We start from the raw sequence: 26,527 nt of genomic DNA, 5'->3' as shown, positions 1-26,527 counted from the left end.
ATTAAAAATTAAAATGAAAGTTATTCTGAAAAAATTAGCCGCATTATTCGTATTGGTTAATTTAACATCTTGTGTTGGTTATGGGGCTTATGCTTCTTTTACCGATTTAAGTGATAAAAAAAATGACGGGACTAAGCCTGCCGAAGAAAATTGTTTAAATTCAACACTGGAAGTTAATTTGTTATTTGAAGGTGAACCGGTAAACTTTGAATACGAACGGATAGGTTTGATAGAATCCGAAGGAGGAATCGATTCTAACGATGAAGATGTATTGAAAGAATTGAAGGCAAGGGCAAAAGAAAAATGCTGTGATATGGTAATCGGAGTGAAAAAAGGTAAAGGTCAAACAGAAGCCGGATTGTTATTTATTACTGATTTTGAGAAAAGCCATAAGTACAGTACCATTATTTATTCCGGAATAGGAGTAAAACGAAAAGTTACAACAAATTAAGATTCATATAATGTCGAAAATACTAATCATTGAAGACGAAGCGGCTATCCGCAGGGTTTTGGTAAAAATCCTTTCAGAGGAAAACGATACATATAAAGTTGAGGAAGCAGAAGACGGCGCACAAGGACTTGAAAAAGTCAAAAATGAAGACTATGATCTGATCTTATGTGACATCAAAATGCCTAAAATGGACGGTGTCGAGGTATTGGATGCCGTAAAAAAAATCAAACCGGAAATCCCAATGGTCATGATTTCAGGCCACGGTGATCTGGAAACAGCAGTCAATACAATGCGCCTGGGTGCATTCGATTATATCTCCAAACCACCTGATTTGAACCGTTTGTTAAATACCGTGCGAAACGCGCTTGACCGCAAAAAACTGGTGGTGGAAAACAAAATCCTGAAAAAGAAAGTTTCGAAAAATTACGAAATGATCGGGGACAGTGAAGCCATCAACCAAATCAAAGGGATGATCGATAAAGTGGCACCAACAGAAGCACGTGTCTTGATTACCGGGCCAAACGGTACAGGTAAAGAATTGGTCGCACACCAAATCCATGAAAAAAGTGAGCGCTCTTCAGGCCCAATCATCGAAGTGAATTGTGCCGCCATTCCTTCTGAACTGATCGAAAGTGAATTGTTCGGACATATTAAAGGGGCTTTTACCTCTGCCGTGAAAGACCGCGCCGGTAAGTTTGAAGCTGCCGATGGCGGAACAATCTTCCTGGATGAAATCGGGGATATGAGCCTGCCGGCACAAGCTAAAGTGTTGCGTGCATTGCAGGAAAACCTGATCCAGCGTGTAGGTGCCGATAAAGATATTAAAGTAAACGTGCGTGTTGTTGCGGCAACCAACAAGGATCTGAAGAAAGAAATCGAAGAAGGCCGCTTCCGCGAGGATTTATACCACCGTCTGGCGGTTATCTTAGTGAAAGTGCCTGCGCTGAATGACAGAAGGGATGATATCCCGGCTTTGGTCGAACATTTTGCAGCTAAAATCGCTGACGAACAGGGAAGTGCCAGAAAAACGTTTTCTAAACAGGCGATTAAATTGCTACAGGAATACGACTGGACAGGGAATATCCGTGAATTGAGAAACGTAGTGGAACGCCTTATCATTCTTGGCGGTAGCGAAATTTCAGAAAACGACGTGAAGTTGTTCGCGTCAAAATAAAAGTAATATGCAGTTAAAAAAAATAAATCAAAATCTTCAACAAGCCTTGGTCGAATGCGGTCTGACAGATCCAACAGATGTGCAGGCAGATTGCTGGGGTACCCTGAAAAGTGGTGCCGATGCAGTTGTGATTATGCCGGATGGTGAAGGTAAATCAACAACCATCGCTTATACCGTTATCCAAAAACTGGAAAAGCCACAAGGTGAATCTACCCGTGCTTTAATTGTCGTAAATGATAAAGAAGCAGTACTCGAAATGGTGGAGCTATTCGAAAAATTCGGGAAGTACTCTAATCTTAGAGTAATTGGGGTAAATGACAAAACAGATATCGACGAAGAGAAAAATATCATCTCGGCCGGTATGGATGTCCTGATCGGAACACCCAATAAAATCAATGCCATGTTTTCTTCAGCCGGTTTTAACATGAATACGGTTAAGATTTTTGTGGTGGATGATGCTAATGAAATCTTCAAATTAAGACACGAACCAATTATCCAACGCCTTTCATTGAGTGTGGAAAAAACACAGCGCTTGTTTTTTTCGGCAGAATTGACAGAAAGGGTGGAGGTAATGGCCGATAAAATCATGATCGAACCGTTCCTTTTCGGAGTCGATGATTATGAAGAAGACGAAGAAGAATAGAAATGGAATCAGAGAAAATCTTTTCGGGAAGTGAAATCCTCGCGCAGGCGTTACAGGTTAAACTGGAGGATGAAGGCATAGCGAGCTGGACCAAAAACAATGTGCAGTCAGCCATTTCTGCAGGCTTCGGAATTTTTAACCAAACCGTCGATGTGTATGTTGCGCAGGCAGATATGGAGAAGGCCAAAGAAATTGCAAGTGCTTTAAATCTGAGGATTTGCTAAACCTTTATTGCTGTTTCAAAGGAAATACAAAATCAATTCAATTATTAGAAGCTACTTTAGGGTAGCTTTTTTAATTTAATAGGGTCGAGAGTTAATATTGCTGCTTGTGGAGCCTCTATTATTGCTTGTGGAGCCTCTGTTGTCTATTGTGAAGTCAATATTGCTGCTTGTGGAGCCTCTGTTGTCTATTGTGAAGTCAATATTGCTGCTTGTGGAGCCTCTGTTGTCTATTGTGAAGTCAATATTGCTGCTTGTGAAGCCTCTGTTGTCTATTGTGAAGTTAATATTGCTGCTTGTGGAGCCAATATGTTTTATTGTACAGCCAACATTATTTAGTATTTATTTTTAAGTACTTTTATTTTTTTAAAATTACCAATGAAATTAATCCGATTTATTCTATTGTCTTTGACCGTTTTGTTTGGCGGACTGTATTTGTTATATGTTTCCTATGTCTACTTCAATCAGCAGGAAATGGTTTTCATACATTATAAACTGGACAAGAATTACTCCTTTGATTTTGACGGTGACTTCACCGAAATCAATACGCCCGTTGAAGCAAATACAAATATCCATGGCTTGTTGTTTAAAGCAAATGCCCCAAAAGGCTTGGTTTTTTACCTGCACGGAAATGCCGGTGCCCTCGATACCTGGGGCAAAATCGCCAATCAGTATACAAATCTGGGCTATGATTTTTTTATCATGGATTACCGCGGTTTCGGAAAAAGTGACGGCGCTGTCGAAAACAGCAAACAGGTTTTAAACGATGCCAGTCTGGTGTATGAAAAGATAAGCAAAGGGTATGAAAATGTAATTGTCATTGGTTATTCCATCGGAACTGGTCCTGCCACATTCCTGGCTTCAAAATACCATCCCAACCAATTGATTTTGCAGGCTCCCTATTTTAATTTTCTGGAATTAACCCGCGAAAAAGCACCTTTCTTTCCTGATTTTCTTAAAAAGTTCGATTTTGCTACCAATCAATACATCGGTAAAACGAAATCACAAATTACAATCTTCCATGGTGTTGATGACCAAATGATTGCTGCCGCAAATTCGGAAAAGCTACAGCAATATTTAAAGAAATCCGACAAACTCTTTCTGTTGGAAGACCAAGGTCATCTGGGTATGAACGATAATATAAAGTATCAAGAAGAACTAAAAAAACTAATTGACAATCACTAACTACCAGTCACTAATTACTCTTCACTAATCACTAGTTACTAATTACTAAAAAAACTATCTTTGCACCTTCAAAATTCAGCTTGTCAGACCATCCATTAATCTGACAATCTATCAATCTAACAGTCTGGAAAAATGATTACAGTAAATGATATCGCCGTTGAATTTGGCGGAACAACACTTTTTAGTGACGTTACTTTTGCAATTAATGAAAATGACAAAATTGCCCTTATGGGTAAAAACGGAGCGGGTAAATCGACTTTGTTGAAAATTGTTGCCGGTGAAAACAAACCGTCACGCGGTGGTATTTCGGCTCCAAGTGATGCTGTAATTGCTTACTTACCGCAGCATTTGTTGTTAAATGATGATTCAACTGTTATGGAAGAAGCTTCTAAAGCTTTTGCCGCTGTGTTGGGGATGAAAGCCGAAATTGATGATATCAACGAGCAATTAACGATCCGTACCGATTATGAAAGTGATGCGTACATGAAGTTGATTGAACGTGTTTCTGAACTTTCCGAAAAATTCTATTCAATCGAAGAAGTGAATTACGAAGCTGAAGTTGAAAAAGTATTAAAAGGTTTAGGTTTCGAAAGAGAAGATTTTACCCGTAAGACTTCTGAATTCTCAGGAGGTTGGAGAATGCGTATCGAATTGGCCAAAATCCTTTTGAAAAAACCGGATTTGATTCTTTTGGATGAGCCTACAAACCACCTGGACATGGAAAGTATCCAATGGCTGGAGGAGTTTTTGATCACTCAGGCCAAAGCGGTTATGGTCATTTCGCACGACCGTGCCTTTGTCGATAACATTACGAACCGTACCATTGAAGTAACCATGGGACGTATTTATGATTATAAAGCGAAGTATACGGATTACCTCGAATTGCGTAAAGACAGAAGGGTTCACCAACAGAAAGCGTACGACGAACAACAAAAGTTCATCGCCGATAATCAGGCTTTTATTGAACGTTTTAGAGGAACTTTCTCAAAGACGGAACAAGTGCAGTCACGTGTGCGTATGTTAGAAAAAATTGTTCCTATTGAAGTTGATGAGGTAGATACTTCTGCTTTGAAATTAAAATTTCCTCCTTCACCGCGTTCAGGTCAATATCCTGTCGTCGTGGAAGAATTGTCTAAATCATATGGAGATCATGTGGTGTTCAATAATGCCAGTATGGTAATCGAACGTGGTCAAAAAGTGGCTTTCGTTGGTAAAAACGGTGAAGGTAAATCAACCATGATCAAAGCGATCATGAAAGAAATCGGTTTTAACGGCGGTAAGCTGGAGATTGGACACAATTCGCAAATAGGTTACTTTGCCCAAAACCAGGCTGCCTTATTAGACGGTGAAGCAACCATCTTTGAAACCATCGACCGCATTGCCGAAGGTGACATCCGTACACAGATTAAAAATATTTTAGGTGCCTTCATGTTCAAAGGGGATGATATCCAGAAGAAAGTTAAAGTACTTTCGGGAGGTGAGAAAACCCGTCTGGCTATGATCAAATTATTGTTGGAACCGGTGAATGTCCTGATTCTGGATGAGCCTACAAACCACTTGGACATGAAAACCAAAGACATCATCAAAGATGCTTTGAAAGACTTCGACGGAACTTTGATCCTTGTTTCCCACGACCGTGATTTCCTTGACGGTCTTGCTGAAAAGGTTTTCGAATTTGGTCACAAACGGGTAAGAGAACATTTCGAAGACATCAAAGGATTCCTGGCATACAAAAAGATGGAAAACCTGAAAGAAATTGAAAAATAATAGATAAATAACAAATAACGAAAAGGGACAAATTCTATGGTTTGTCCCTTTTATTTTGTAAGGTTATCAGTATCAAATTGCTTTTAGTCGTTTAAGTGGGTATCATAACTTGATTCTTTTCCATTTATAGGAATTATCACTAATTTTAGAATGGAGTTTTTGAAAAATAGTTATGGAGCCTATTTTTAAGTCAAAAGAAGATGTCATAAAAGTAGCCAATTTTTTACCTTATCCGTTTATCATTACAGAAATCGAAACACATGATACGAGTTTCGAAAGCTTGTTCTTTAATGAAAATCTGGTGAAGGAATTTGGCTATACTGTTCAGGATATACCCGATGTGGATACCTGGTACGAATTGTTGTACCCTGACGAAAATTACCGCAACGAAATCAGACAGGTATGGAATGAGAAGATTGAGAAAGCCATCATAAATAACGAAAAAGAAGTCAAAATCAAAGTCCGTTTAAAACCTAAAGACAGAGATGAAAAATGGTACGAAGTCAAAACGTTCTTCATGGAAAACTTTTTCGTTCTTGCTTTTGTCGATATCAACAATGAGGTTATTCTGCAGCAAAAATTAACCGATATCAATCACAATAACGAACGGATGCTTTCCATTTTAGGTCATGACCTGAGAAATCCCATCGCTAATCTGTCTGCTATTTCTTCCATGGTGACAGAAAATGATATCACAAATGAAGAGTTCAAGGAAATGGTCAAAGTAATCTACCAGGAGTCCAACTTGCTGCTGGGGATGATTGAAACAATACTTAATTGGACGAGACTTAATTTTAACACGATTTCGATAGTTCCCATTGCCATTGATTATCAAAGACTGGCCCGGAATGTTGTTGATTGTTACAGCAGCATGATCCAGAACAAAAGCATAAATGTGCAAATTAATTTACAAGGTTTTTCAACCAAAGACTGTGATTTGGAAATTATGACGGTCATCATCCGAAACTTACTGTCCAATGCCATTAAATTTACACCAACCGGTGGTGATATATCGATATATTACAAAGATAATGCATTGGTTGTTCAGGATTCTGGAGTTGGAATGTCTGAAGAAAAAATCAATAGTATTAAAGAGAATAACTGTAGTTCAACTAATGGGACAGAAAATGAAAAAGGTATCGGAATGGGGTTGCAGTTGGTCATATGCTTCGCCGAACTGAACGGCTGTACAATTGATTTTGAAAGTATTCCGGATGAAGGAACCAAAGTATTCATAAGGTTTTAAAAAGCAAACCCCGGAGATCCAGAGTTTACAACCAAACAAAAAACACACTATGAAACATTATTTGCTTTATGATGTTTTGTATTGTAATCAGATTTTAATGTTATTGTATCGTATCGATTATTTTTTCCGCTCTTGTTCCTTCTTCCGTCTCCCGGATTATTTTAGTAATCTTCCGTCTGGATAATTTGGTTTTGATTATAACTACACCATTTTTTCCCTGTGATCCATATAATGCATAACCTTTTTGCTTATCTAAAATCGTTTTTGAGATTATATCTTCTGGGTTTAATTTGTTGATTGTATTTTTTTCAACAATAATATTATTTAGAGTGTATATAGTGTCTTTTTGAGATTGTATGGATAATGTACAACGCATTACTACATTTTTTGGGATACAGCCATTTTTCTGACCGTATAATGTAAAACAAAAAAGCATAAGAATACCTGATGAAATACATTTAGCGTTATTCATAGTTTGTTTTTTAAGATGTTTGAAATGATTCTTTTAACCTATTTTTTTAAAACTGCAGGTTTTCCGTCTTTGGTTCTGACAATAACAACTCCTTTTGCACCTTTCTGACCAAAACGTTCAATAGCTTCTTTTCCTTCGTATATCACCACTGATTCTATATCCTGCTTGTTTAACGGGTAATAAGGTGATGTTGGATTAGGACCAAACATTTCTTTTTCGCTGTATTCGACACCGTTTACTATATATAACGGTTCTTCCAGTTCCATGATGGTTTCACCTTCTTCTGCGTCTTTGAGTGTTTTGGCCACTTTACCGTCAACGACAATTAAGGGTGGAGCTTTTTTTAATGTTACTTTTTTACTTTCGGTTGTTTCCTGTTTAATTGGATATTCTTCTTCGTTATCATCCTCAATTTTATAGCGTTTGACCCCAGTTGACTGAAACGCTTTTTCCCTAAGCATTCTTCCCGTATTTCTTTTCTCTGTCTCAATAGTCGTTTTTGAGATTGCTGCTTGTTTCAGAAGTGTAATTGTATCGTGTTTTATAGTACTTCCGGAAGGTTCTTTCACTGCAACCTGATTGAGTGAATTAACATGTGTTTCAAGAATTCTCTTAGCTTCTTTTGAAGTTACAATGGTTACTGCTTTTGTTGTTTCAATAGTGTCATTTGAGGCTACAGTTGTATCTATGGATTGTTTGTTAACCCGGTCAACAGCTTTGACAGTGCTTTCGACTGTTGGTTTGATTTTTGCTTCTTTAAAAAGACGGTAACCAAAAAACTGATAGGCAAAAGCGGTTCCAACCACTACCGATGCTGCTACTGCAAATTTCTTCCAACTTGAATTTGCTTTTTTCTGTGTTTGATAGGCTTGGGTATTCAATTTCGCATCCACACGGGACCAGACTTTTTCCAACCCCGGGAAGTCGTTCGATTCTGAATTTTCTGCCGCTTTTTTAAACTTTTCGAATATATTATCCTGATGTTCCATTACTTATCTTGCTTGTTGATAATACAAATTGTTGATCAAGTCCTTCAATTTGGTTTTTGCTGCATTCAATTGTGATTTTGATGTACCTTCTGAAATATTCAGCATGGCAGCAATTTCTTTATGTCCGTATCCTTCAATTACAAACAGATTGAAAACCGTTTTGCATCCTTCCGGGATGTAATTGAGTAATTTGAGCAAATCTTCTTCTTCCAAAGGTGTTTCCTCTGCACTTTGTGGCTGTATCTGCAATTTGGTATCTTCCAGGTATAGGTTGAAATTTACATTCTTGCGCAATTGATACAAGCAGTGATTCACTGTTATTTTTCTGGCCCATGCTTCAAAAGCGCCCGCTTCCTTTAATTGATCCATTTTGGTGAAAATGGTATAAAAGGCATCAGCAAGTACTTCTTCTATTTCTTCCTCTTTTTTGAGGTACCGTTTACAAGTCCGGTATAATTTGGGCGCCATGATTTCGTACACCTGACGCTGGGCGTCACGGTGCATTTTTTTACAGGCTTGTATTAATTTTTCGTCTATCACAATCAATGTCTTTATACTAAAGAGAACAGTTTTTATAAAAAGGTTGGGAAGCTATTGAAATTTTTTAAAATTTATTTTCAGTTTATAGATGGTGGCATTCAAATCTTCTGTGTCATTGTCTTCACAAAGAAGAAAAGTAAGGTCGTCGCCTTGTTTTTCAAATAGTGTTAATCCTTCCAGTTTGTGTGTAGGTGACAACTGAATTGTTTTTTCAATTTCAAATGTTTTAGAATTCATTACTCCCATAATGGTTCCCAGAACTTCACCATCTTCATAGGTCGATACGGTGTCTTCGGCTGCTGCCAGAAAATAAATTTTATTTTCAAACACGATGGCATCTGTAAAACTGGTTTCAACATGTTTGATTTTGGGCAGCTTTATTGGGTGGTATTGTATGTTTTGATTTGAATCAATTATGAAAATTCCGTTTTGTGCATTCAGGCCGTTTCCGCGTTGGAATAAATGCAAATTGCCATTCAAATACAAAGCGCCTTCAATATTCAGGTCGTCGTCAGAAATATGCGCCTGATTTTTTAATTTTTGATAGATTTCTGAAAAATCATTTTCAATTGCCTGATTTGTTGACAGGTTGAAAGCCATCATGCGGTTCCGGTTTGTTGTAGAACCGGAACCGAATATGTGAAGTTTATTATTTTTTATGGTTATGGCTTCAAAATCAGGTTTCCGTTTTTTTTCAATATTGACTGATGCGTCTTTTACCAGTGAATGTTTTATTAATTGAGGTGAATCCAGTTTTTGTTCAAACAAATAACCGGAATTGTCACTGACAATAAATAATGAATTGTTGTGAAATACCAATCCTGATGCGGCACCGATGCCCTGAATGGTAAGAAAAGCAATAAGTTGAATTTTTTCCATATATTTACGATAAGGCCTAGCCCCGATAGCAGTGGCATCCTTTTTACGGCGGCTGAGGCTCTCGAAGCCTGCGTAAAAAGATAGAACGGATAGCGGGAAATAGCTACAAATAACAACAAATATACTTTAAAAAGATATGGCTGCATTCAACACCGAGGATTTTAAGATTACGAAGCCTTTTAAATTAGTTGATTTTCTAACGGAAATCGAAACGGCTTTAAAAGATAAAGAGAAAGAAAAAATGCTGGATGAAGTGCAGCAGCCGTTGAGTGAATTGCAGGACGTGATGTATGCCCACAACCGTTATGGCGTTTTGATTTGCCTGCAAGGGATGGACACATCGGGAAAAGATAGCCTGATCCGTGAAGTTTTTAAGGAATTTAATCCGCGTGGAGTGGTGGTGCATAGTTTTAAAACACCAAATTCAACCGAATTGGAGCATGATTATTTATGGAGACATTATCTGGCATTGCCTGAAAAAGGAAAGTTTTCGGTTTTTAACCGTACCCATTATGAAAATGTTTTGGTTACCCGAGTACATCCTGAATATATTCTGAATGAAAATTTGCCCGGAATTGAAAAAGTGGAAGATATTACACCTGAATTTTGGGAAAACCGATTTGATCAGATCAATAATTTTGAAAAACACATCACCCAAAACGGAACAATTGTTTTAAAATTCTTTTTTTACATGAGTAAGGAAGAACAGCGTAAACGATTACTGCGCAGGCTGGAAGAAGAAGAGCACCATTGGAAGTTCTCACCCGGAGATTTAAAAGAACGTGAGCGTTGGGATGATTATATGAATTATTACGAAGAAGCCATTAATAAAACGTCCAAACCCAATGCGCCATGGTATATCATTCCGGCTGATGACAAGGAAATGGCGCGTTATATGGTTGGGAAAATTATCTGGGATGAGATGCAGAAGTATACTGACATTAAAGAACCGGCTTTGGATGAAAAAGTAAAAGCCAATTTTGCCGAATATAAAAAGCAGTTGGAATAGAACTTATAGTTTATATCCGTAAGCTAGGCGTAAAGCTACCTGCGATGTGTCGAATTTATTCAGGTTTTCGTAACGGAGGCTAATGTCGATATGCTTAGTTGCAATACCAATGCCCGGATTCCAAACCGGAGAAATTCCCATGCCGGTTGTACTGAAGGCTGCACCGATTTCGCCCAGAACATAAACCTGTTCGCCAATGTGTGATTTAAAACCGACTTTCACTGGCGCATATGCTAAATCAGGGATTTCATTACTGAAAAAATGCGTATAACCTGCTGTTCCCAAAAGAGAAGTTTTTAAAGTGATATCGTATTGGAAGCGACCGTCTACCCCTACGGCACCACTGTAATCATTAAAAGGGATACCACCACTGAATCCGTAACCCAAACGCATATCACCTGCCTTTTTTTGGGCGAAGAAAGCTGTTGAACATAATAACAAAGTAAATAGTACGAGATTGTTTTTTAAAAAATTCATGTTGATTTAATGTAGATTGGTAGTAAACTAAACTCGTATTCGGTATTTATTATTGTATTTTTGTCAAAATTTTTTTGCCATGAAGTGGTCAGTTTATACCAAAGAATTTCCTGAAAATATCAAATTAGCTTACCCTGTAATCTTAGGAATGCTGGGACATACCTTAGTGAGTATTGTTGATAATGTGATGGTAGGAAGGTTGGGAACCAATGAATTGGCGGCTGTTTCCCTTGCCAATAGTTTTGTGTTTCTGGGTATGTCGCTTGGAATTGGTTTTTCAACTGCTATCACGCCATTGATTGCCGAAGCTGACGGTGAAAACAGCCTGGTGAAAGGAAGGAGTATTTTTCACCATGGATTGGTTTTATGTACTGTTTTGGGACTCACGCTTTTTGGTTTGATTTACCTGGCGAAACCCTTGATTGTGATTATGGGACAGCCTAAAGAAGTAGTCGAATTGGCCAAACCATTTTTGGATTTGGTTGCTTTTTCTTTAATTCCATTGGTTATTTTCCAAGGATACAAGCAATTTGCCGATGGTAAGAGTGAAACGAAGTATGCGATGTGGGCTAATTTACTTTGTAACGTGGTGCATCTCATTTTGAATATTGTCCTGATTTATGGTGTGTGGATTTTTCCAAAGATGGGAATGATCGGTGCAGCTTACGGAACTGTGATTTCACGTTTTGTAATGGTAATCTACATGCATTTTGCACTAAAATCGAAAGAGAAATTCAAACCGTATTTTGATGGATTCAGTTTGAAAGCAATTGGCCGTAATATGACTGAAAAAATTATTGAGTTGGGTTTTCCTTCTGCCATGCAGATGTTTTTTGAAGTCGCATTATTTACAGGAGCAATCTGGTTAAGCGGAAAAATCGGAGCGGCAAGTCAGGCAGCTAACCAAATAGCATTGACACTGGCTACGTTTACATTTATGTTTGTATCGGGACTGAGTGTTGCCGGAATGGTACGCGTTGGAAACCAAAAAGGTATTAAAGATTTCAGAAAGCTTCAGATTGTAGCACGTTCGATATTTTTACTGGCTATTATTGTACAGGGAACATTTGCAGTTCTGTTTGTGGCTTTTCATAAAATATTACCGGGCTTTTTTGTCAATTCGGAGAATTTGCAAACCATCACCGATACTTCCGAAGTTATTTCGATAGCATCGGGACTGATTCTTATTGCAGCGGTTTTCCAATTGTCTGATGGAATCCAGGTTGCTGTTTTAGGAGCTCTCCGTGGACTTCAGGATGTTAAAATACCAATGTATATTACATTTGTTGCGTATTGGCTTATTGGCTTTCCAATTTCAATTTATCTGGGAATGTATACCGAGTTAAAAGCAATGGGCGTTTGGATTGGCTTACTCTCCGGTCTTACCACTGCTGCTTTATTTTTGTATATTCGCTTTAATAAACTGACTAAAAAACTTATAATTCACCACAAATAATTTTATATGGAATTACCAAAATTTGTACTGGCCGATAACTCTGATTATCCGGACGATATTTTCATCATTCATTTAGAATACCCAAGATTTCTGATCAACCTTAAAGATGATTCAGTTGAATTTCTAGAAGAACTGGATGAAGAGGATGAACACGAATTGGAATCAGAAATGGAACACCTGATTACACTTGCCGGTGAATTCTATGACCGCGAAATGGAGCGATACGAAGAATAATCCTAGCAAGTGAAAATCTTGTTTTTTATGGCATAAATGACTAGCCCAATTCTGTTTTTGACATTGAGTTTCACAAATAAGTTGTCCCGATAGCCATCAATGGTTTTTGGGCTAAGGTTCATTTTATTGGCAATTTCCTTGTATGTCATTTCAGTACAAAGCAATTTAAGGAATTCAATTTCGGTATCTTTCAATACTTCCATATGACCGTTTTTTCCCGTAACCGAATTTACCAATACATCCACTACGATATTGGAATGGTAAAATCCTGTTTCTATAGTTTTTAATAAGGCAAATTCGAGTGTTTTTTTGTCAACATCTTTTAATAGATATCCTTTGGCACCGGCCCTGATCATTTTTAAAATTGTACTTTCGTCTTCTTCAACAGTCAAGGCTAATACGTATACTTCAGGATGATTTTCAGTCAACCATTTAGTAGTTTCAATTCCGTTCATGATAGGCATGTTAACATCCATCAGAACAATTTTTGGTAAGGGCTTCTTTTTTAATGTTTCTATTAAATCGGCCCCATTCTTGCATAAAAAGGCCACTTCAAACTGATCGAATTTTTCAACTACTCCTGCAATTGCTTCCGATAGTAAAGTGTGGTCCTCAATTATGGCAACTGTATTTTTTTTCATGATTATTTTTGATGATAAATAATGGATAGGCGTGTTCCTGAGTTTGGTTCTGAATCTATATTGACTTCTGCGTCAATTAAATGTCCTCTTTTTTTCATGTTGGTTAACCCAATCCCTCTTTCGTTTGTAGCAGTTGGGTCAAACCCTTTTCCGTTGTCTTCGGCGGTTATGGTGAGTTTCTTTTTAGGCTCTTCGTATTTTATCGAAACACTTAGTTTGGATGCTTTCGAATGTTTGATGGTATTGGAAAAGAATTCCTGTAAAATCCTGAAAATAATAGTCTCCGATTTTGGATTTATGACAAAGGATTCTCCATCCATTGTTAATGACGATTCGATGTAATTCAGGCGGTTAAAACGGTTAATTTCTAATGAAACTGCTTCTTCAAGGCTTATTTTACTTACATAATCGGGGTTGGTAACTTTTGATAAAACCCTGACTTCATTTAAAATGTTAGTTAAATTTTCATTTAGTTCTGTAGTGTCCTGATCACTAATTTTTTGCAGTTGGATTTTGGCTAAAGTCAGTAATTGGCCAATATTGTCATGAAGTTCCCAACTGATATTCCGTAACGTTTGTTCCCTGATTTCGATTTGTGATTCGACAAGTTCCCTTTCAAAATGTTTTTGTGCTTCGAGTTGTTTGGTGATAAGTTTATTTTTTTTCTTCTGGAAAATAACTATCAATAACACAATGACAAAAGAGAGCCCGGTAAGGCCCAGTATGGCAAAAATTACTCCTTCGTTTCCGGTTTGCTCCATATAAATCCCAAAATTAGAATTAAATAATACATTAAAAGCAGTAAATAATTAATCATGAAAATATACGGAATTGTACTTGAATCTGAGTAATATTTTCTGACAATATAAAACGGAATATTAGGAACAAAATAAACCAGATGGGCAAAACTGATCCAAAAAATCAATGATTCGGTCACGTAGAGAACTTTGTCTGATTTCAATACTTCAAATAAATATAAAAGAACGGCTGTTGCTATAAATGTTGCGCCGATTATAAATGTATTGAGGAAATAACTGCTCAGGAAATCTTCTACAAAAAAATTAATTACAACAGAGAGACAATAAACACTGATAAAACCAATGATTAACTTTTTATAACTCACACTCTCCACATAGAATTTATATATGTAAAGAACTATGCAAAACCGCAAAATTTGGTAAAAATTATAAATGAAATAATTGTTGGAAGCATTTGTTAAATCTTGGTAGAAATAACCCAACACATCATTTAGTGCAGTATACCAAAGTATAAATAAAAAAATCTTAAGTACTGTATTTTTGTACTTGTAGTAATAAACGGTTCCGATAATTGCTGTTACAAATTGCAACAGCATCATGAAATATTTAATATCCTCTGTTGTAATATTTTTTAAAAACATATAGGCTGTTAATTTTTAGGAGGCGGATACATAGCTAATTCGTTTAATAGTATGCTTGTTTCTGTCTCAGTAGTAAGGCTTCGGTTAACTCTTGTTGAATCAACTGGCATTTGCTCGTTACTTCCCAATAATCTGGAAATTACTTTGAAATTACCTACATATGGATTAGCACCGGTACTTTGAATGCTAAACGGAACATTTTCTAAAACAGGAAACATTTTAGATAATCTTGTTGATGCTATTTGGGTAGTGGGTGCAAAGAAAAGAGTTTCTCTTCCCGGAATCAGTCTGTCACGTTCTTCCTGACTGTAATTTGCATTCGAAGGATATTGTGAAAAATAAATCCGGATTCCCGTAACTTTCTTATTGTTTAATTCCGAAACTTTATCCAGCAATGCTATATATTTTTTCAAAGAATCTAAGTTGACCCATGCAAATTCGGTTGCTTGATAAGTTCCCTGTTCCCTGTTTCTTTCGATAATGGCCTGTACATCATTTTTGTACGTATCCTTCATCATTATCCCTTTGTTGACGGGGATAATATTGTGGGGTGCTCTTACTTCACTTGTTGTTCCTTTCAACGCATCGCATGAAATGAGTGTTAAGGTAAGTAAAGCCCCCGTTAGTAAAATAATTCGATTTGTTTTCATAGTTGTTTATATTATTTTACGTACAAAAGTAAAATTTTTGTTTAGAAAGTTTAATAGGAAAAACACCCTCTTTTTTAGTATGTGCGTTTTGTAGGCTGGGGATTCAGTACTTTTTGAAATCTTATATTGAATTTTTTTGAAAAATATTTTTAATACCGATTGGTATTTTTTATACATTTGTATCACATAATGAGTGACTTACTATGTCTAAAGCGGATCGTACAAAACAGTATATTATAGAAAAGACGGCTTGTATTTTTAATACAAAAGGATATGCCGGCACTTCTATTAATGATTTGATTGCGGCTACCGGACTGACGAAAGGAAGTATTTATGGCAATTTTGAAAACAAAGATCAGGTAGCTTTGGCTGCTTTTGATTATAATTTCGAAAGATTGGTTACTTATATGAGAGGTATAATGGATACTAAGCATTCGGTGATTGAAAAATTACTGGTATATCCTGAAACCTATCGTAATTTTTTAACAAATCCCATTCTAATTTCAGGTTGCCCCATAACGAATACATCAACAGAAGCTGATGATACGCATCCTTTACTGGCTGCAAAAGTGGAAGGAGCTTATAATTTCTGGAAAAATTCACTGGAAAATCATTTGAATAACGCAATCAATAATGGAGAAATAAAATCTGATGTTAATGTGCATGAGTTCATTTCAGTATTTATTTCCATTATTCAGGGAGGAATTTTGCAGGCGAAGGTTACGCGTAAAATGGCATCCATGAATTTATCCATGGATTATCTGGAACGTTATATTTTATCACTGAAAAAGTAAAAAAATTTAGACAAAAATATACCATTTGGTATTTTTTATAAATAAAAAGAAGATGAAAAAACTAGATAAAGTAATTGAAAGTCAGACCAGAATCAGATTTCCGGACTGTGATCCGTTCAATCATCTGAACAATTCAAAATATATCGATTATATCATCAATGCCAGGGAAGACCAACTGCTGGAATTTTATGATTTTGATATTTATAAGTTGGCAAAAGAGCAAGGGAGAAGTTGGGTTGTGGCACAAAACCAGATTGCCTATTTACTTCCGGCCATGCTTATGGAAAAAGTGACCATTCAGTCCAAATTATTAAGTTTTGATGACAAAAGTCTGTTGATTGAAGCGATTATGTGGGACGAACAGAAAACACACATTAAAGCAATATTGTGGACTAAATTGGTACACTATGATCTGAAAATCAACCGAAGTACAATACATTCTGCCGAATTAATGGAACTTTTCTCCGAAATCGAAAATCCATTAACCGAATTGACTTCTTTTGAAGAAAGAGTTGAAGCATTAAAGTTATCAGGCAGGGTAACGACAAGTAAAAATTAATTAATACAAAATGTAATGAAAAAAATGGGAAAAATTTATGCTATTCTAACTGTTGTTTTGGGTATTACGGTATCAAACGCGCAGGAAGTAAGAAAAGTGAGCGGTTTTAATCATATCGAAAGTGTTGCAAATGACGGTACCTTTCTTTACGTGGGTGATATCGGAACGGCTTTAAAACCTAAGAATAAGGATGGAGACGGTAAAATTTTGAAATTAGATAAAAACGGAAAAGTTGTTGATGCCAATTTTATCAAGGAAATTTTAAATGCGCCTAAAGGGTTAACTGTTGACGGTGATGTGTTATTTGCTACTGATATAGACAGATTGTTAGCTTTTGATTTAAAAACCGGTAACAAATTGTATGAGATTGAATTTAATGGGGCATCATTCTTTTTAAATGATATTGCAGTTTTTGACAAGAATACTTTATACGTTTCTGCTACAGATAAAAACAAGCTTTTTAAAGTGAACTTAGTTGATAAAACTTTTGTTGAAGTTGTTATGGATAAAGAAGTTGCTGGTATTAACGGTCTATACGTTGATAAAAAAGCATCACGTTTGTATGTAAACGGTTTCGGTACAGAAGGAAATCCTAACGGAATTGTTGGTTATATTAACTTTGATAATAACAAGTTTACCCAAATTACACCAATTGAAGGTTACTACGACGGAATGGTGGCTTATGATGGGGTTCTTTATTTCTCTAATTGGATTGCTTTTGAGAAAAAAGGAATCATTGCAACCATGTCGTTAGCCGATAATAAGGTTTCATCAATAAAATTATCAGAATTGATCAGCGGTCCGGCTGATTTTACAGTGTTCAGAAACCAGTTAGTAGTACCTGGAATGATGGACGGAACTTTGAATTTCATCTCTATCCAAAGAGAATCATTATACATTCACTAAAATAGAGAGGAAGTTGGTTTATTTAAAATAGTTCTCTAATAGCATTTGAGCAGCTGCAAAGGGTGATTTTTCATTGTTTTGCACTGCTCTTTTGTTTTCTTCTAATAATTTGATGATCTCGGGATTATTATAAAAATTATTCTTCAATTGATCATTAATGGTTTCCAATAGCCAATATTGATTTTGCTCTTTTCTCTTTTGACTGAAATAGCCATTTTCCTGTGTTAGTTCAAAATAAGAACTGATGGTTTCCCAAACGTTGTCAATTCCTTCTTTTTTTATGGCGCTGCAAGTTGTGACTTTTGGTGACCAACCTGAATTCTTCATCGGAAACAAATGCAAGGCCCTGTTGTATTCGGTTTTTGCCAGTTTCGCTTTATTGACATTGTCTCCATCTGCTTTGTTGATGACAATCAAATCGGCCATTTCCATAATACCGCGTTTGATTCCCTGTAACTCATCTCCGGCTCCGGCTAAATTTAGCAATAAGAAGAAGTCAGCCATACTGTGAACGGCTGTTTCACTTTGTCCAACACCTACGGTTTCAATTAAAATGGTATCAAAACCGCAAGCTTCACACAACATGATGCTTTCTCTCGTTTTTCGGGCTACTCCTCCTAAACTTTCTCCTGATGCACTTGGGCGGATATAAGCATCTTCATCTTTGACCAATTCTTCCATCCGGGTTTTGTCTCCCAAAATACTTCCATGAGAAATGGAACTGCTTGGATCAACTGCTAAAACGGCCACTTTTTTTCCAAGGGATGTTAAATATTTTCCGAAAGCTTCGATAAATGTACTTTTACCAACTCCGGGAACTCCTGTAATTCCAATGCGTACCGATTGGTTGGCATGTGGCAGACAACCTTGGATAACTTGATTTGCTTTTTCCAAATGAACCGGACTGGTACTTTCAACTAAAGTGATGGCACGGCTTAATGCGGTTTTATTTCCTTTAAGGATATCTGCAATCAGCTCTTCTGCAGTGGGTTGTGCTCTTCTGAATTTCTGGATTTGCTGAACCGATACTGCACTAATGATTTCTGGCGGTTCAATACCGTCATTTTCTGTTAAAGCCGATTTTTTAATGGGTTTGCTCATCCCTGTAAAAGTAAAGAAAAAGTGGACAATGTTCAAAATTTATGCGTATTGCCCACATTTCTTTTTCATTTCTTAATAAGCTGCAGTAAAACGGACTTGATGATGTTTCGGATTTTCAAGTTCATCGGCAATCACAACTGCTAAATCTTCTACCGAAAGGATACTGCGTTGTTCGTCATTGAATACTGGTTCTTCCAAGCCCAAACGGTATTTTCCTGTTCGTCCGGTTGTTGTCGTTGGTAACATTTCAAATGCCGGACTGAACAGTGTCCAATCCAATTCTTTTTCTTCTTTAATATAATTCAAAAAATCCCTGGCTGCAGTTGCTGCGTTGTAATATTCTTTCGGAAAATCAGGTGTGTCAACAGCCTGTACTCCTGGAGCTACATATAGGCTGCCAGCTCCACCGATGGTAATGTATCGATTTACCCCTGATTTTTTTACAGCCTCCAGTATCGATTTTGACCCCGAAATGAAATCATCATAAATGTTTGGGTTTGCCCATCCCGGATTGTAAGCACTGACAATCACATCATGTCCTTTAAGGTTTTCGGCCAATTGATCTGAATCAAAAATATCTGCCTGTATCCAGTTTACAGTTTCTTTAGTTTTAGCGTTTCTTGCTATCGCCGTTACCTCATGATTACGGTTTTTTACTTCTTCTAAAATGCTTGAGCCTACAAATCCTGAGGCTCCGATAATTGCTACTTTCATGATTTTAAAATTTATTATGTAATAAAATTAGTTACAGTTTTAGATAAAAAAATAGTCTAAAATTTTTCTGTAAATTCTTCCAATGTGATTTTTGCCAACTGCTCACTGATGGTTTGGTTTAAATCTTCATATAGATTGCTCAAATTGTCATTTATTTTTTTTCCGACAGGACATTTCGGATTAGGGTCATTTTTCGAAAATCCCAATGAAGCTTTATCAAAAGTGATCTTGAATATTTTTTCCAAAGTAAGGCTTGAGGGTGAAACAGTAAGTTTTACACCACCATTTTTTCCTTCTTTACTTTCTATTAAGTTGTTTTTTTTAAGGTTGGCAATTTCTTTCCGGACTAATACAGGATGGATATTCAAACTGCCCGCAATATATTCTGAAGCCAGAAATTCATTTGGGAATTTGGCTAACAGCGTAAGAATGTGAGTGGTTATTGCAAACTTGCCGGATATCATAACTGTAATAAAATATATTGCAAATATAAGAAGAGATTTCAATCTGCATCATAAATTTACTTAAAATTTAAAAATCAACAGTATAATATAAGATTTACCTTTAATTTTGTCAGTCAGTTGAATAATTATGGATAACATTCTCTTGGTCTTTGTGTGTATGTTTTTGGGTTTTTTCCTCAGAAAGAATCCGGCATTTCCGCCATTAAGCTATAAAACACTCAATCAGTTTGTTATTTATATATCACTTCCGTCGATTGCGCTGTATTATATTCCAAAACTGGAAATCAGCACAAAACTGTTATTCCCATTAGGAATTGCATGGCTTGGATTTGCACTTTCATTTGTGTTTTTTTCTGTTTTTGGCAGATTATTCAATTGGTCTAAAAAACTGACAGGCTGTTTAATCATAACTGCCGGTTTGGGGAATACATCTTTTGTAGGATTTCCTTTGGTGGAAGCTGTTTATGGTAAGGAAGGATTAAAAACGGCCATTATTGTTGATCAGCCCGGTTCGTTTGTTGTGGTATCTACTTTGGCTATTTTAGTGGCAACACTTTTCTCGAGGGGAAAAACAAGTTCAAGCGAAATTTTGAAAAAAGTACTTCTCTTTCCGCCATTCATTGCATTTTCATTTGCTGTTTTATTGAATTGTATTACTATGGATTTTCCGGAAATTCTGCAATCTGTTTTTCAGCGTTTGGGCAGTACAGTAACACCTATTGCTTTGGTAGCGGTTGGAATGCAATTGGATTTTGACCTTAAAAGTAAACATTGGAAATTCCTGAGTCTTGGTTTATTCTTCAAGTTATTTCTGATGCCTGCTTTCTTTTATACTTTGTATGTTTTGATTTTAAAAGCGAACGGCCCGGAAATACAGGTTTCTTTATTCGAATCGGCTATGGCACCCATGATTACAGGAACTATTGTGGCCTCTACTTACGGTTTGAAACCTAAACTGAGTTCGATGATGGTGGGTTTTGGAATTCCGGTATCATTTCTAACGCTTGTTTTTTGGTATTATGTGTTGAAATTTGTTTAGAAGGAGCTATTTCCTGCTGTACACTATATCTTTTCCGGTGACTTCGGAGCCTCAGCCACCGGAAAAGGATGCCGTTTCCATCAGGGCTAGGGTGTGTAAAATTTGACGGAAACTCTTGCAATCCGTAGAGTAAGTTTCTTAAATTTGTTAAAAATCAACGCATAAATTAAAATGACAATCACATCCGAAATACTACATAAATTAAAAGAAATAGTTGGTGAATCTTATGTTTTTACTGATGAAGAAACCCGTAATCATTATGGTCACGATGAAACCGAAGATTATGTGTTTCCTCCCGGAGTTGTCGTAAAGCCGGGAACAGCACAAGAAGTATCGGCTATCATGAAACTGGCTAACGAACATTATACTGCTGTAGTTCCAATTGGCGGAAGAACAGGCTTAAGCGGTGGCGCATTGTGTATACTGAAAGGAATCGGTTTGTCAACGGAAAGACTGAATAAAATAATCGAAATTGATGAAAAAAACGGACAGGTTATTACCGAACCGGGTGTTATTACACAAGTACTGCGTGATGCTGTCGCGGAAAAAGGTTTGTTCTATCCAGTAGATCCCAGCAGTATGGGAAGTTGTTTCATTGGTGGAAACATTGCCGAAAATGCCGGAGGTGCACGTGCCGTGAAATATGGAGTTACAAAAGATTATGTGCTAAACCTTGAAGTTGTATTGCCTAACGGTGAAATTATCTGGACTGGTGCCAATACGCTTAAAAATTCGACAGGTTATAACTTGACACAACTGATGGTGGGAAGCGAAGGAACTTTGGGGGTTGTAACAAAAGCTGTACTCAAGTTATGGCCCAAAAATTCCCACAATGTATTAATGCTGGTTCCTTTCTTCAAGGCAGAACAGGCCTGCGAAGCGGTTTCGGCAATATTCAGGGCGGGAATTGTACCCAGTGCACTGGAATTTATGGAACGTGATGCAATTGACTGGGCAGTCCGCTTTATTGAAGGTGTTAGTGTGGAAGTCAAACCGGAGCATCAGGCACATTTACTAATCGAAGTGGATGGTAACTATCCGGATGTTTTAATGCTGGAGGCTGAAAAAATCATGACAGTAGTGGAACAATTCGAAATCGATGAGGTTTTATTCGCCGATACAGATGATCAGAAAAATGCGCTGTGGAAAATGCGCAGGGGAGTGGCAGAAGCGGTTAAGTCCAATTCGGTGTTTAAAGAAGAAGATACGGTTGTACCACGTTATGAATTACCGGTTTTATTGAAAGGGATTAAAACCATTGGTGCTAAATACGGATTTAAATCGGTTTGCTACGGCCATGCCGGTGACGGAAATCTCCACGTGAATATCATAAAAGGCGATATGACCGATGAAAACTGGAAAACGGAAGTACCGAAAGGTATCCGTGAAATATTTGATTTGACATTGTCTCTTAAGGGAACTCTTTCAGGTGAACACGGAATTGGGTATGTTCAGAAAAACTACATGGACATGGCATTTTCAAAAAGCCATCTGGAAATCATGGAACAGATCAAATATATTTTCGATCCGAATAATATCATGAATCCGGGTAAAATTTTACCGGAACGGAATTAATTCGAAAAAATAACCAGCCGGTTTTTAATTTCCACCTTACGAAACCCGATAGTTTTGGCAATCCACTCCATCGTTTCCTGTTGATACATGAAAACATGGGTATGGTCGTTTTTGTAGTACCAGTTTGTGAAATCAACAGATTTGTCATACAAATGTGTCATGATGTAAAGTTTTCCGTTTGGTTTCAACAGTTTTTTAAGTAATTCAAATTCTTTTGCGGGATGATGAAAATGCTCAACTACTTCGCAACAGGCAATATAATCGTATTGAGCTTCCAGTAACTCGGGATGATTATGAAAAAAAGGATCGTATTGCACTATTTGGAAACCATTGTCCAGTAAAACTTTTGAAATCGCAGAACCTGTTCCGGCACCAAAATCCAAGCCTGAATGACTATCTGTAAAATCAGCAAGAATTCCTGTAGTGATTGGTGATACAAAGTTTTGATAGCCTTTGTCATTGACATCATTATTGTGAAAACGATAGTGTTTCTCTTCGTTTTCAAAATCCATGTACTGATTCGGATTCAGAAAAATTCCCTTACAGGCAGAACATTCATAATACAAACGGGTTTTGTATTCACAAAAGAGTGTACTGGAATGATGACAAAGTGGACAGTTTTTAGACATAATCAAAGATAAGAAAATCTCTTATTATTGCAGTATTCATAGTATATCTGGGTTTTGTATCCGCTAAAAGAATACTTGAATTCCAGAAAAGCATATTTTATTCGGTAATGAATTTGGAAATCCATGACAACATCTCTTTTTTTTGTTCTGCAGAAGCATGGTCATTCATTACGTTATGGATGGTGTTCGGCAATTTGACGATCGTTATTCCCAATTCTTTTTGTTCTGTTTCAGACGGAATTACGTCTTCATCAGCCGGTTGGTCGCTCGAACGTAAGGAATAGATTTTAGGCTGTTTTACTCTTGGAAAAGCCACTCTTCTCTGGTCAAGTGTAATCAGTTTGTCAACTAATTCAGGATGTTTTATTGAAAAAGTAACCGAAATGTCACCGCCCATCGAATGACCAATTATTGTGTTTTTATTGAAATTAAGCTTAGGATATCTTTTTCTGAAATCATTGATAACATAGAGAATGTTTTCTGAACCTCTTTCCCAGAATGGTTTCCGGACTATTTTGATTTCACCGGTTGTAGGCATTAATTCGTCTGTTGGTAATTCGTGTTGGATGCTGGCAACAAAATAACCTTTTGCTGCTAATGATTTGCCTATAAAGGAATAGCCTTTGTTGGCTCCAAGTTGGTTCTGGCTATATCCGTGGCTTATAATGGCCAATGGTGCATTTTTTGTATGCTCCGGAAGGTATAATGTTACCGGGATTTCCCTGTTTCTTTTTTTGTCGAAAAGTGTAATGTCTTTCTCTTTAATGCTTTTTTCGATTGAACCGATTTGTGTTGCTGAAAAATTAAGAAGAAAGAGCAGGAATAATAAGAATGTTTTTTTCATACCCAAAGATAAAAAATCCCCGACTGTGTAGTACAATAGGGGAGTTGATTATTTTTAGGTAGTGAATTTATTTGTGCATTTTTTATGACTTGTCATTCGGAGCATCACTTGACGGGAATAAATTCCGTAGGATAATCAGCATCATACCAATTACATTTGCCGTTGTGGTAACAAGCAAAGTGATCAGTACATTGTCACTTAGATTGAAATGGTTGCAGTGATTTCCAATCAAAATTAAAAGAACTGCTAAAAGCCAGAACGTGATAATCATAGTAAAAGCAGTTGCTAATGCTTTCCGGAGAGAGGTGTCCTCTCTGTAGCGCTCATTTTCAGATAAAAGCTTCTTGATTTGAGCATTTTTTAATTCATCTTTTGTTTCTGATCGTTGGTCAGATTTGTTGGCATAGCTAACCTCTTCAGCCGATGCTTTAACGTCGGGCAATGACTTGACATTTTCCGGTATTCGGTCTAATAAGCTTTCTTCCATTTTTAAAGATTATGCTTTTTTAGCCGTATAATGTTCCTGAATCAGATTGTCCGGAATCGTTAAATTTAAAGTTTTGTATTGTTTTTTTGCCTTTTCCCATGTAATCGACCAAGGTGTCTCCGGTTCGTGGGTCATTGCACTTAACTGAATGGCAGTATATTTGCCGTAAGTATTCCAGATTTTCTCCAAAAGCTTGTTTGTTTTTTCATCCTGGATTGGATTTTCGGGAACAGGGATGTCTATTTTCTGGTTCCCGTATTGTCTGAATTCATCGTATAGACTCGGGATAACCGGACCATATTTCCACGCTTGGGGAGATTCGGTAATGAGGGGTTTATTGTAAAGTCCTAAGCTCCATCCATGGGCTATGTATACCAATTTGATTATTTTCATTGGTGTCATGGATTGATCATCTTTACCTACATAAAGAAAAAAATCTGCTATCTGTCTTGGCGTGTAAATCATAAAGTTTTGGTTTTGAATTGTTTCAAATTTTATTTCCTTCTGCAAATTTACTAAAAACCAGTTGATTTTAAAAAAATCATTCAGTCGTAAACTTAGTGTTTTTTTACTTTTTTCAAAAGAAATTGTGCGTTATTTCTTAAAATTTAAATAAACTGTTTTTAGGATGCTGATGTTTCAACCGGTTTATCGTTACGGCTCCATTCGCTCCAGGAACCAACATACAATTTCGGGATTTCCAAGCCGGCATGAGCCACAGCCAGAAGGGAATGACAGGCTGTAACACCGGAGCCGCAATGCATGATGATATTTTCAGAGTTTTTGTCTTGGAAGAGTTGGCTGTATTTTTCTTTTAAGGTTTCTGACGGAAGAAACAACCCGTTTTCATCTAAATTACCGGCAAAAGGAACGTTGACGGCTCCGGGAATATGACCGGCAATTAAATCAATGGGTTCGGTCTGGCCTTTGTATCTTGCAGCTTCACGGACATCGATAACTAAATGGTTCGTGTCTTTTGAAACGTTTTCGACTTCGTTTATATCAGTAATTGGGAGTTTCCAGTTGGTAACCGGATAAGATTCAGGTTTTGTTATAGTTACGACATCCGAATTAACAGGAAAGCCAGCCTTTTTTGCTTCCTGAATTCCACCGTTCAATACCTGCACTTTTTCGTGGCCAACGGCTTTTAGCATCCACCAAAACCGAGCTGCAGCATTGGATCCGTTTTTATCATCGTAAACAACAACATGACTTTGCGGTTTAATTCCCAGATTGGATAAGGTTTCTGCAAATGCTTCAATTTTGGGTAAAGGATGTCTTCCGCCGTTTGCAGCATCTTCTTTTATGTTAGCGAGTTGGGTGTTTAGGTCAACAAATAGGGCGCCATCAAGATGTTTGGTATCGTAATTTAACTTGGCATCTTTTCCATTGGTAACATCGAAAATTAGTATGTTTTCCTGTTTGTAACGTTTGAGCAGTTCTTCTGCATTGATAATAGGGATCATGTGTTTCGTTTGTTGTTTGTAGTTGAATCAAATATACGAAAAGATAAGGTTTTCTTTTTTGCAGGAAGGTAAAGTCTCTGGATTGAATCAAAAGGGTTCTTGATTGAATCAAAAAGGCTCGTCATTGAGTAAAAAAGACTCGTCATTGAGTAAAAAAGACTCGTCGTTGAGTAAAAAAGACTCGTCGTTGAGTAAAAAACACTCGTCATTGAGTAAAAAAGACTCATCATTGAGTAAAAAAGACTCGTCGTTGAGTAAAAAACACTCGTCATTGAGTCAAAAAGGCTCAACATTGAATCAAAAAGACTCATCGTTGAATCAAAAAGGTTAAAAGAGGGAATTATTTTTTAAAACACGGATTACTGCGTCAGTTCGCTACGCTCGGGTGCAAATCCGCCTTTACTTTGTCTTAGATAAAAAATGATTATCTTTTTCAAAGGAAAGCAGAGGTGAACTATCAAATCCGCCAAGCTCGTTACTTATATAGCGCAATAGTCCTCTGCCAACCCTTTGAAC

Annotated in this window: 32 protein-coding genes; 15 read left to right on the top strand and 17 right to left on the bottom strand. The window is 36.9% G+C overall.

All coding sequences use genetic code 11. The annotated features are described in order from the left end of the window. The first annotated feature begins 13 nt into the window (after positions 1-13). The 7 genes from NAT51_RS05680 (at position 14) to NAT51_RS05650 (ending at position 6,687) form a co-directional block, all read left to right on the top strand. A complete protein-coding gene (locus tag NAT51_RS05680; protein ID WP_250596337.1) occupies positions 14-451 on the top strand; it encodes a hypothetical protein in 438 nt (145 codons plus the stop codon). A gap of 10 nt (positions 452-461) precedes the next feature. Then, entirely contained in the window at positions 462-1,625 is a 1,164-nt protein-coding gene (locus NAT51_RS05675; protein WP_250596335.1) for a sigma-54-dependent transcriptional regulator, read from the top strand. A gap of 7 nt (positions 1,626-1,632) precedes the next feature. Continuing rightward, a complete protein-coding gene (locus NAT51_RS05670) occupies positions 1,633-2,268 on the top strand; it encodes a DEAD/DEAH box helicase (protein WP_250596328.1) in 636 nt (211 codons plus the stop codon). 2 nt (positions 2,269-2,270) lie between these two features. Then, positions 2,271-2,492: a putative signal transducing protein gene (locus tag NAT51_RS05665; RefSeq protein ID WP_250596320.1), complete on the top strand. Its 222-nt coding sequence runs from the start codon at positions 2,271-2,273 to the stop codon at positions 2,490-2,492. A gap of 375 nt (positions 2,493-2,867) precedes the next feature. Beyond that, on the top strand, positions 2,868-3,674 hold the full coding sequence (locus tag NAT51_RS05660) for an alpha/beta hydrolase (protein ID WP_250596318.1): 807 nt from the start codon (positions 2,868-2,870) through the stop codon (positions 3,672-3,674). A 132-nt stretch (positions 3,675-3,806) separates the two neighbouring features. Beyond that, complete coding sequence (locus NAT51_RS05655) at positions 3,807-5,441, top strand: ABC-F family ATP-binding cassette domain-containing protein (protein WP_250596317.1); 1,635 nt, start codon at positions 3,807-3,809, stop codon at positions 5,439-5,441. Positions 5,442-5,613: 172 nt separating this feature from the next. Beyond that, a complete protein-coding gene (locus tag NAT51_RS05650; protein ID WP_250596316.1) occupies positions 5,614-6,687 on the top strand; it encodes a sensor histidine kinase in 1,074 nt (357 codons plus the stop codon). A gap of 100 nt (positions 6,688-6,787) precedes the next feature. Here NAT51_RS05650 and NAT51_RS05645 read toward each other — a convergent pair whose 3' ends face one another. The 4 genes from NAT51_RS05645 to NAT51_RS05630 all read right to left on the bottom strand — a co-directional run bounded on the left by NAT51_RS05645 (position 6,788) and on the right by NAT51_RS05630 (position 9,567). Continuing rightward, positions 6,788-7,159, bottom strand: coding sequence for a hypothetical protein (locus NAT51_RS05645; RefSeq protein ID WP_250596310.1), 372 nt, complete (start codon positions 7,157-7,159; stop codon positions 6,788-6,790). Positions 7,160-7,197: 38 nt separating this feature from the next. Further along, positions 7,198-8,148: a hypothetical protein gene (locus NAT51_RS05640; RefSeq protein WP_250596308.1), complete on the bottom strand. Its 951-nt coding sequence runs from the start codon at positions 8,146-8,148 to the stop codon at positions 7,198-7,200. Positions 8,149-8,151: 3 nt separating this feature from the next. Next, complete coding sequence (locus NAT51_RS05635; protein ID WP_250596925.1) at positions 8,152-8,652, bottom strand: RNA polymerase sigma factor; 501 nt, start codon at positions 8,650-8,652, stop codon at positions 8,152-8,154. Positions 8,653-8,739: 87 nt separating this feature from the next. Further along, a complete protein-coding gene (locus NAT51_RS05630) occupies positions 8,740-9,567 on the bottom strand; it encodes a DUF6929 family protein (protein WP_250596306.1) in 828 nt (275 codons plus the stop codon). Positions 9,568-9,703: 136 nt separating this feature from the next. On the opposite strand from NAT51_RS05630, the gene NAT51_RS05625 reads away from it, so the two are divergent. Next, positions 9,704-10,576 carry a PPK2 family polyphosphate kinase gene (locus tag NAT51_RS05625; protein ID WP_250596304.1) on the top strand — a complete coding sequence of 291 codons (873 nt, stop codon included), beginning with the start codon at positions 9,704-9,706 and terminating at the stop codon, positions 10,574-10,576. 3 nt (positions 10,577-10,579) lie between these two features. On the opposite strand, the gene NAT51_RS05620 is transcribed toward NAT51_RS05625, so the two are convergent. Further along, on the bottom strand, positions 10,580-11,053 hold the full coding sequence (locus tag NAT51_RS05620) for a hypothetical protein (RefSeq protein ID WP_250596303.1): 474 nt from the start codon (positions 11,051-11,053) through the stop codon (positions 10,580-10,582). A gap of 79 nt (positions 11,054-11,132) precedes the next feature. Here NAT51_RS05620 and NAT51_RS05615 point away from each other — a divergent pair, with 79 nt between their 5' ends. Both NAT51_RS05615 and NAT51_RS05610 read left to right on the top strand, forming a co-directional pair. Then, positions 11,133-12,509 (top strand): MATE family efflux transporter, encoded by a 1,377-nt coding sequence (locus NAT51_RS05615; RefSeq protein ID WP_250596301.1) that lies wholly within the window; start codon positions 11,133-11,135, stop codon positions 12,507-12,509. Positions 12,510-12,515: 6 nt separating this feature from the next. Further along, positions 12,516-12,743 (top strand): hypothetical protein, encoded by a 228-nt coding sequence (locus tag NAT51_RS05610; RefSeq protein ID WP_250596299.1) that lies wholly within the window; start codon positions 12,516-12,518, stop codon positions 12,741-12,743. A 2-nt stretch (positions 12,744-12,745) separates the two neighbouring features. On the opposite strand, the gene NAT51_RS05605 is transcribed toward NAT51_RS05610, so the two are convergent. From NAT51_RS05605 to NAT51_RS05590, 4 genes are read right to left on the bottom strand one after another with little or no spacing between them, the layout of a single operon-like run. Then, positions 12,746-13,384, bottom strand: coding sequence for a response regulator transcription factor (locus tag NAT51_RS05605; protein WP_250596297.1), 639 nt, complete (start codon positions 13,382-13,384; stop codon positions 12,746-12,748). A gap of 2 nt (positions 13,385-13,386) precedes the next feature. Further along, a complete protein-coding gene (locus NAT51_RS05600; RefSeq protein ID WP_250596295.1) occupies positions 13,387-14,145 on the bottom strand; it encodes a sensor histidine kinase in 759 nt (252 codons plus the stop codon). Beyond that, positions 14,118-14,783, bottom strand: a complete 666-nt coding sequence (locus tag NAT51_RS05595) for a hypothetical protein (RefSeq protein ID WP_250596293.1) — start codon at positions 14,781-14,783, stop codon at positions 14,118-14,120. Before NAT51_RS05595 ends, NAT51_RS05600 begins: the two co-directional genes overlap by 28 nt. 8 nt (positions 14,784-14,791) lie before the next feature. After that, complete coding sequence (locus tag NAT51_RS05590) at positions 14,792-15,433, bottom strand: hypothetical protein (RefSeq protein WP_250596291.1); 642 nt, start codon at positions 15,431-15,433, stop codon at positions 14,792-14,794. 203 nt (positions 15,434-15,636) lie between these two features. On the opposite strand from NAT51_RS05590, the gene NAT51_RS05585 reads away from it, so the two are divergent. Genes NAT51_RS05585 through NAT51_RS05575 form a run of 3 tightly spaced genes read left to right on the top strand, consistent with a single transcriptional unit; the run spans position 15,637 to position 17,692 of the window. Continuing rightward, the gene (locus NAT51_RS05585) at positions 15,637-16,227 is read left to right on the top strand and encodes a TetR/AcrR family transcriptional regulator (RefSeq protein ID WP_250596289.1); all 591 of its coding nucleotides are present in this window, start codon (positions 15,637-15,639) and stop codon (positions 16,225-16,227) included. A 52-nt stretch (positions 16,228-16,279) separates the two neighbouring features. Next, positions 16,280-16,786: an acyl-CoA thioesterase gene (locus tag NAT51_RS05580; protein WP_250596287.1), complete on the top strand. Its 507-nt coding sequence runs from the start codon at positions 16,280-16,282 to the stop codon at positions 16,784-16,786. A 24-nt stretch (positions 16,787-16,810) separates the two neighbouring features. Beyond that, entirely contained in the window at positions 16,811-17,692 is an 882-nt protein-coding gene (locus tag NAT51_RS05575) for an NHL repeat-containing protein (protein ID WP_250596280.1), read from the top strand. Between the two features lie 18 nt (positions 17,693-17,710). Here the strand turns inward: NAT51_RS05575 and meaB are convergent, their stop codons facing one another. The 3 genes from meaB to NAT51_RS05560 form a co-directional block, all read right to left on the bottom strand. Then, positions 17,711-18,793, bottom strand: coding sequence for a methylmalonyl Co-A mutase-associated GTPase MeaB (gene meaB / locus NAT51_RS05570; RefSeq protein ID WP_250596278.1), 1,083 nt, complete (start codon positions 18,791-18,793; stop codon positions 17,711-17,713). A 72-nt stretch (positions 18,794-18,865) separates the two neighbouring features. Further along, positions 18,866-19,507 carry an NAD(P)-dependent oxidoreductase gene (locus tag NAT51_RS05565; RefSeq protein ID WP_250596276.1) on the bottom strand — a complete coding sequence of 214 codons (642 nt, stop codon included), beginning with the start codon at positions 19,505-19,507 and terminating at the stop codon, positions 18,866-18,868. 56 nt (positions 19,508-19,563) lie between these two features. Beyond that, positions 19,564-19,971: an Rrf2 family transcriptional regulator gene (locus tag NAT51_RS05560; RefSeq protein WP_250596269.1), complete on the bottom strand. Its 408-nt coding sequence runs from the start codon at positions 19,969-19,971 to the stop codon at positions 19,564-19,566. A 127-nt stretch (positions 19,972-20,098) separates the two neighbouring features. On the opposite strand from NAT51_RS05560, the gene NAT51_RS05555 reads away from it, so the two are divergent. Together NAT51_RS05555 and NAT51_RS05550 are read left to right on the top strand one after the other, a co-directional pair. After that, a complete protein-coding gene (locus NAT51_RS05555) occupies positions 20,099-21,010 on the top strand; it encodes an AEC family transporter (RefSeq protein WP_250596267.1) in 912 nt (303 codons plus the stop codon). A gap of 171 nt (positions 21,011-21,181) precedes the next feature. Continuing rightward, positions 21,182-22,585, top strand: coding sequence for an FAD-binding oxidoreductase (locus NAT51_RS05550; protein ID WP_250596265.1), 1,404 nt, complete (start codon positions 21,182-21,184; stop codon positions 22,583-22,585). Here the strand turns inward: NAT51_RS05550 and NAT51_RS05545 are convergent. The 5 genes from NAT51_RS05545 to NAT51_RS05525 all read right to left on the bottom strand — a co-directional run bounded on the left by NAT51_RS05545 (position 22,582) and on the right by NAT51_RS05525 (position 26,011). Next, the gene (locus NAT51_RS05545) at positions 22,582-23,214 is read right to left on the bottom strand and encodes a class I SAM-dependent methyltransferase (RefSeq protein WP_250596263.1); all 633 of its coding nucleotides are present in this window, start codon (positions 23,212-23,214) and stop codon (positions 22,582-22,584) included. The genes NAT51_RS05550 and NAT51_RS05545 overlap by 4 nt on opposite strands. Positions 23,215-23,311: 97 nt before the next feature. After that, on the bottom strand, positions 23,312-24,058 hold the full coding sequence (locus NAT51_RS05540; RefSeq protein WP_250596261.1) for an alpha/beta fold hydrolase: 747 nt from the start codon (positions 24,056-24,058) through the stop codon (positions 23,312-23,314). Between the two features lie 82 nt (positions 24,059-24,140). Then, the gene (locus tag NAT51_RS05535; protein WP_250596259.1) at positions 24,141-24,545 is read right to left on the bottom strand and encodes a hypothetical protein; all 405 of its coding nucleotides are present in this window, start codon (positions 24,543-24,545) and stop codon (positions 24,141-24,143) included. A gap of 9 nt (positions 24,546-24,554) precedes the next feature. Further along, positions 24,555-25,010 (bottom strand): Panacea domain-containing protein, encoded by a 456-nt coding sequence (locus tag NAT51_RS05530; RefSeq protein WP_250596257.1) that lies wholly within the window; start codon positions 25,008-25,010, stop codon positions 24,555-24,557. Positions 25,011-25,168: 158 nt separating this feature from the next. Next, positions 25,169-26,011: a sulfurtransferase gene (locus tag NAT51_RS05525; RefSeq protein WP_250596255.1), complete on the bottom strand. Its 843-nt coding sequence runs from the start codon at positions 26,009-26,011 to the stop codon at positions 25,169-25,171. Between the last annotated feature and the right edge of the window lie 516 nt (positions 26,012-26,527).

It is taken from the genome of Flavobacterium amniphilum (assembly GCF_023634845.1).
GTDB classification, from domain to species: Bacteria; Bacteroidota; Bacteroidia; order Flavobacteriales; family Flavobacteriaceae; genus Flavobacterium; species Flavobacterium amniphilum.
This window is presented reverse-complemented; position numbering and strand designations above follow the sequence as displayed.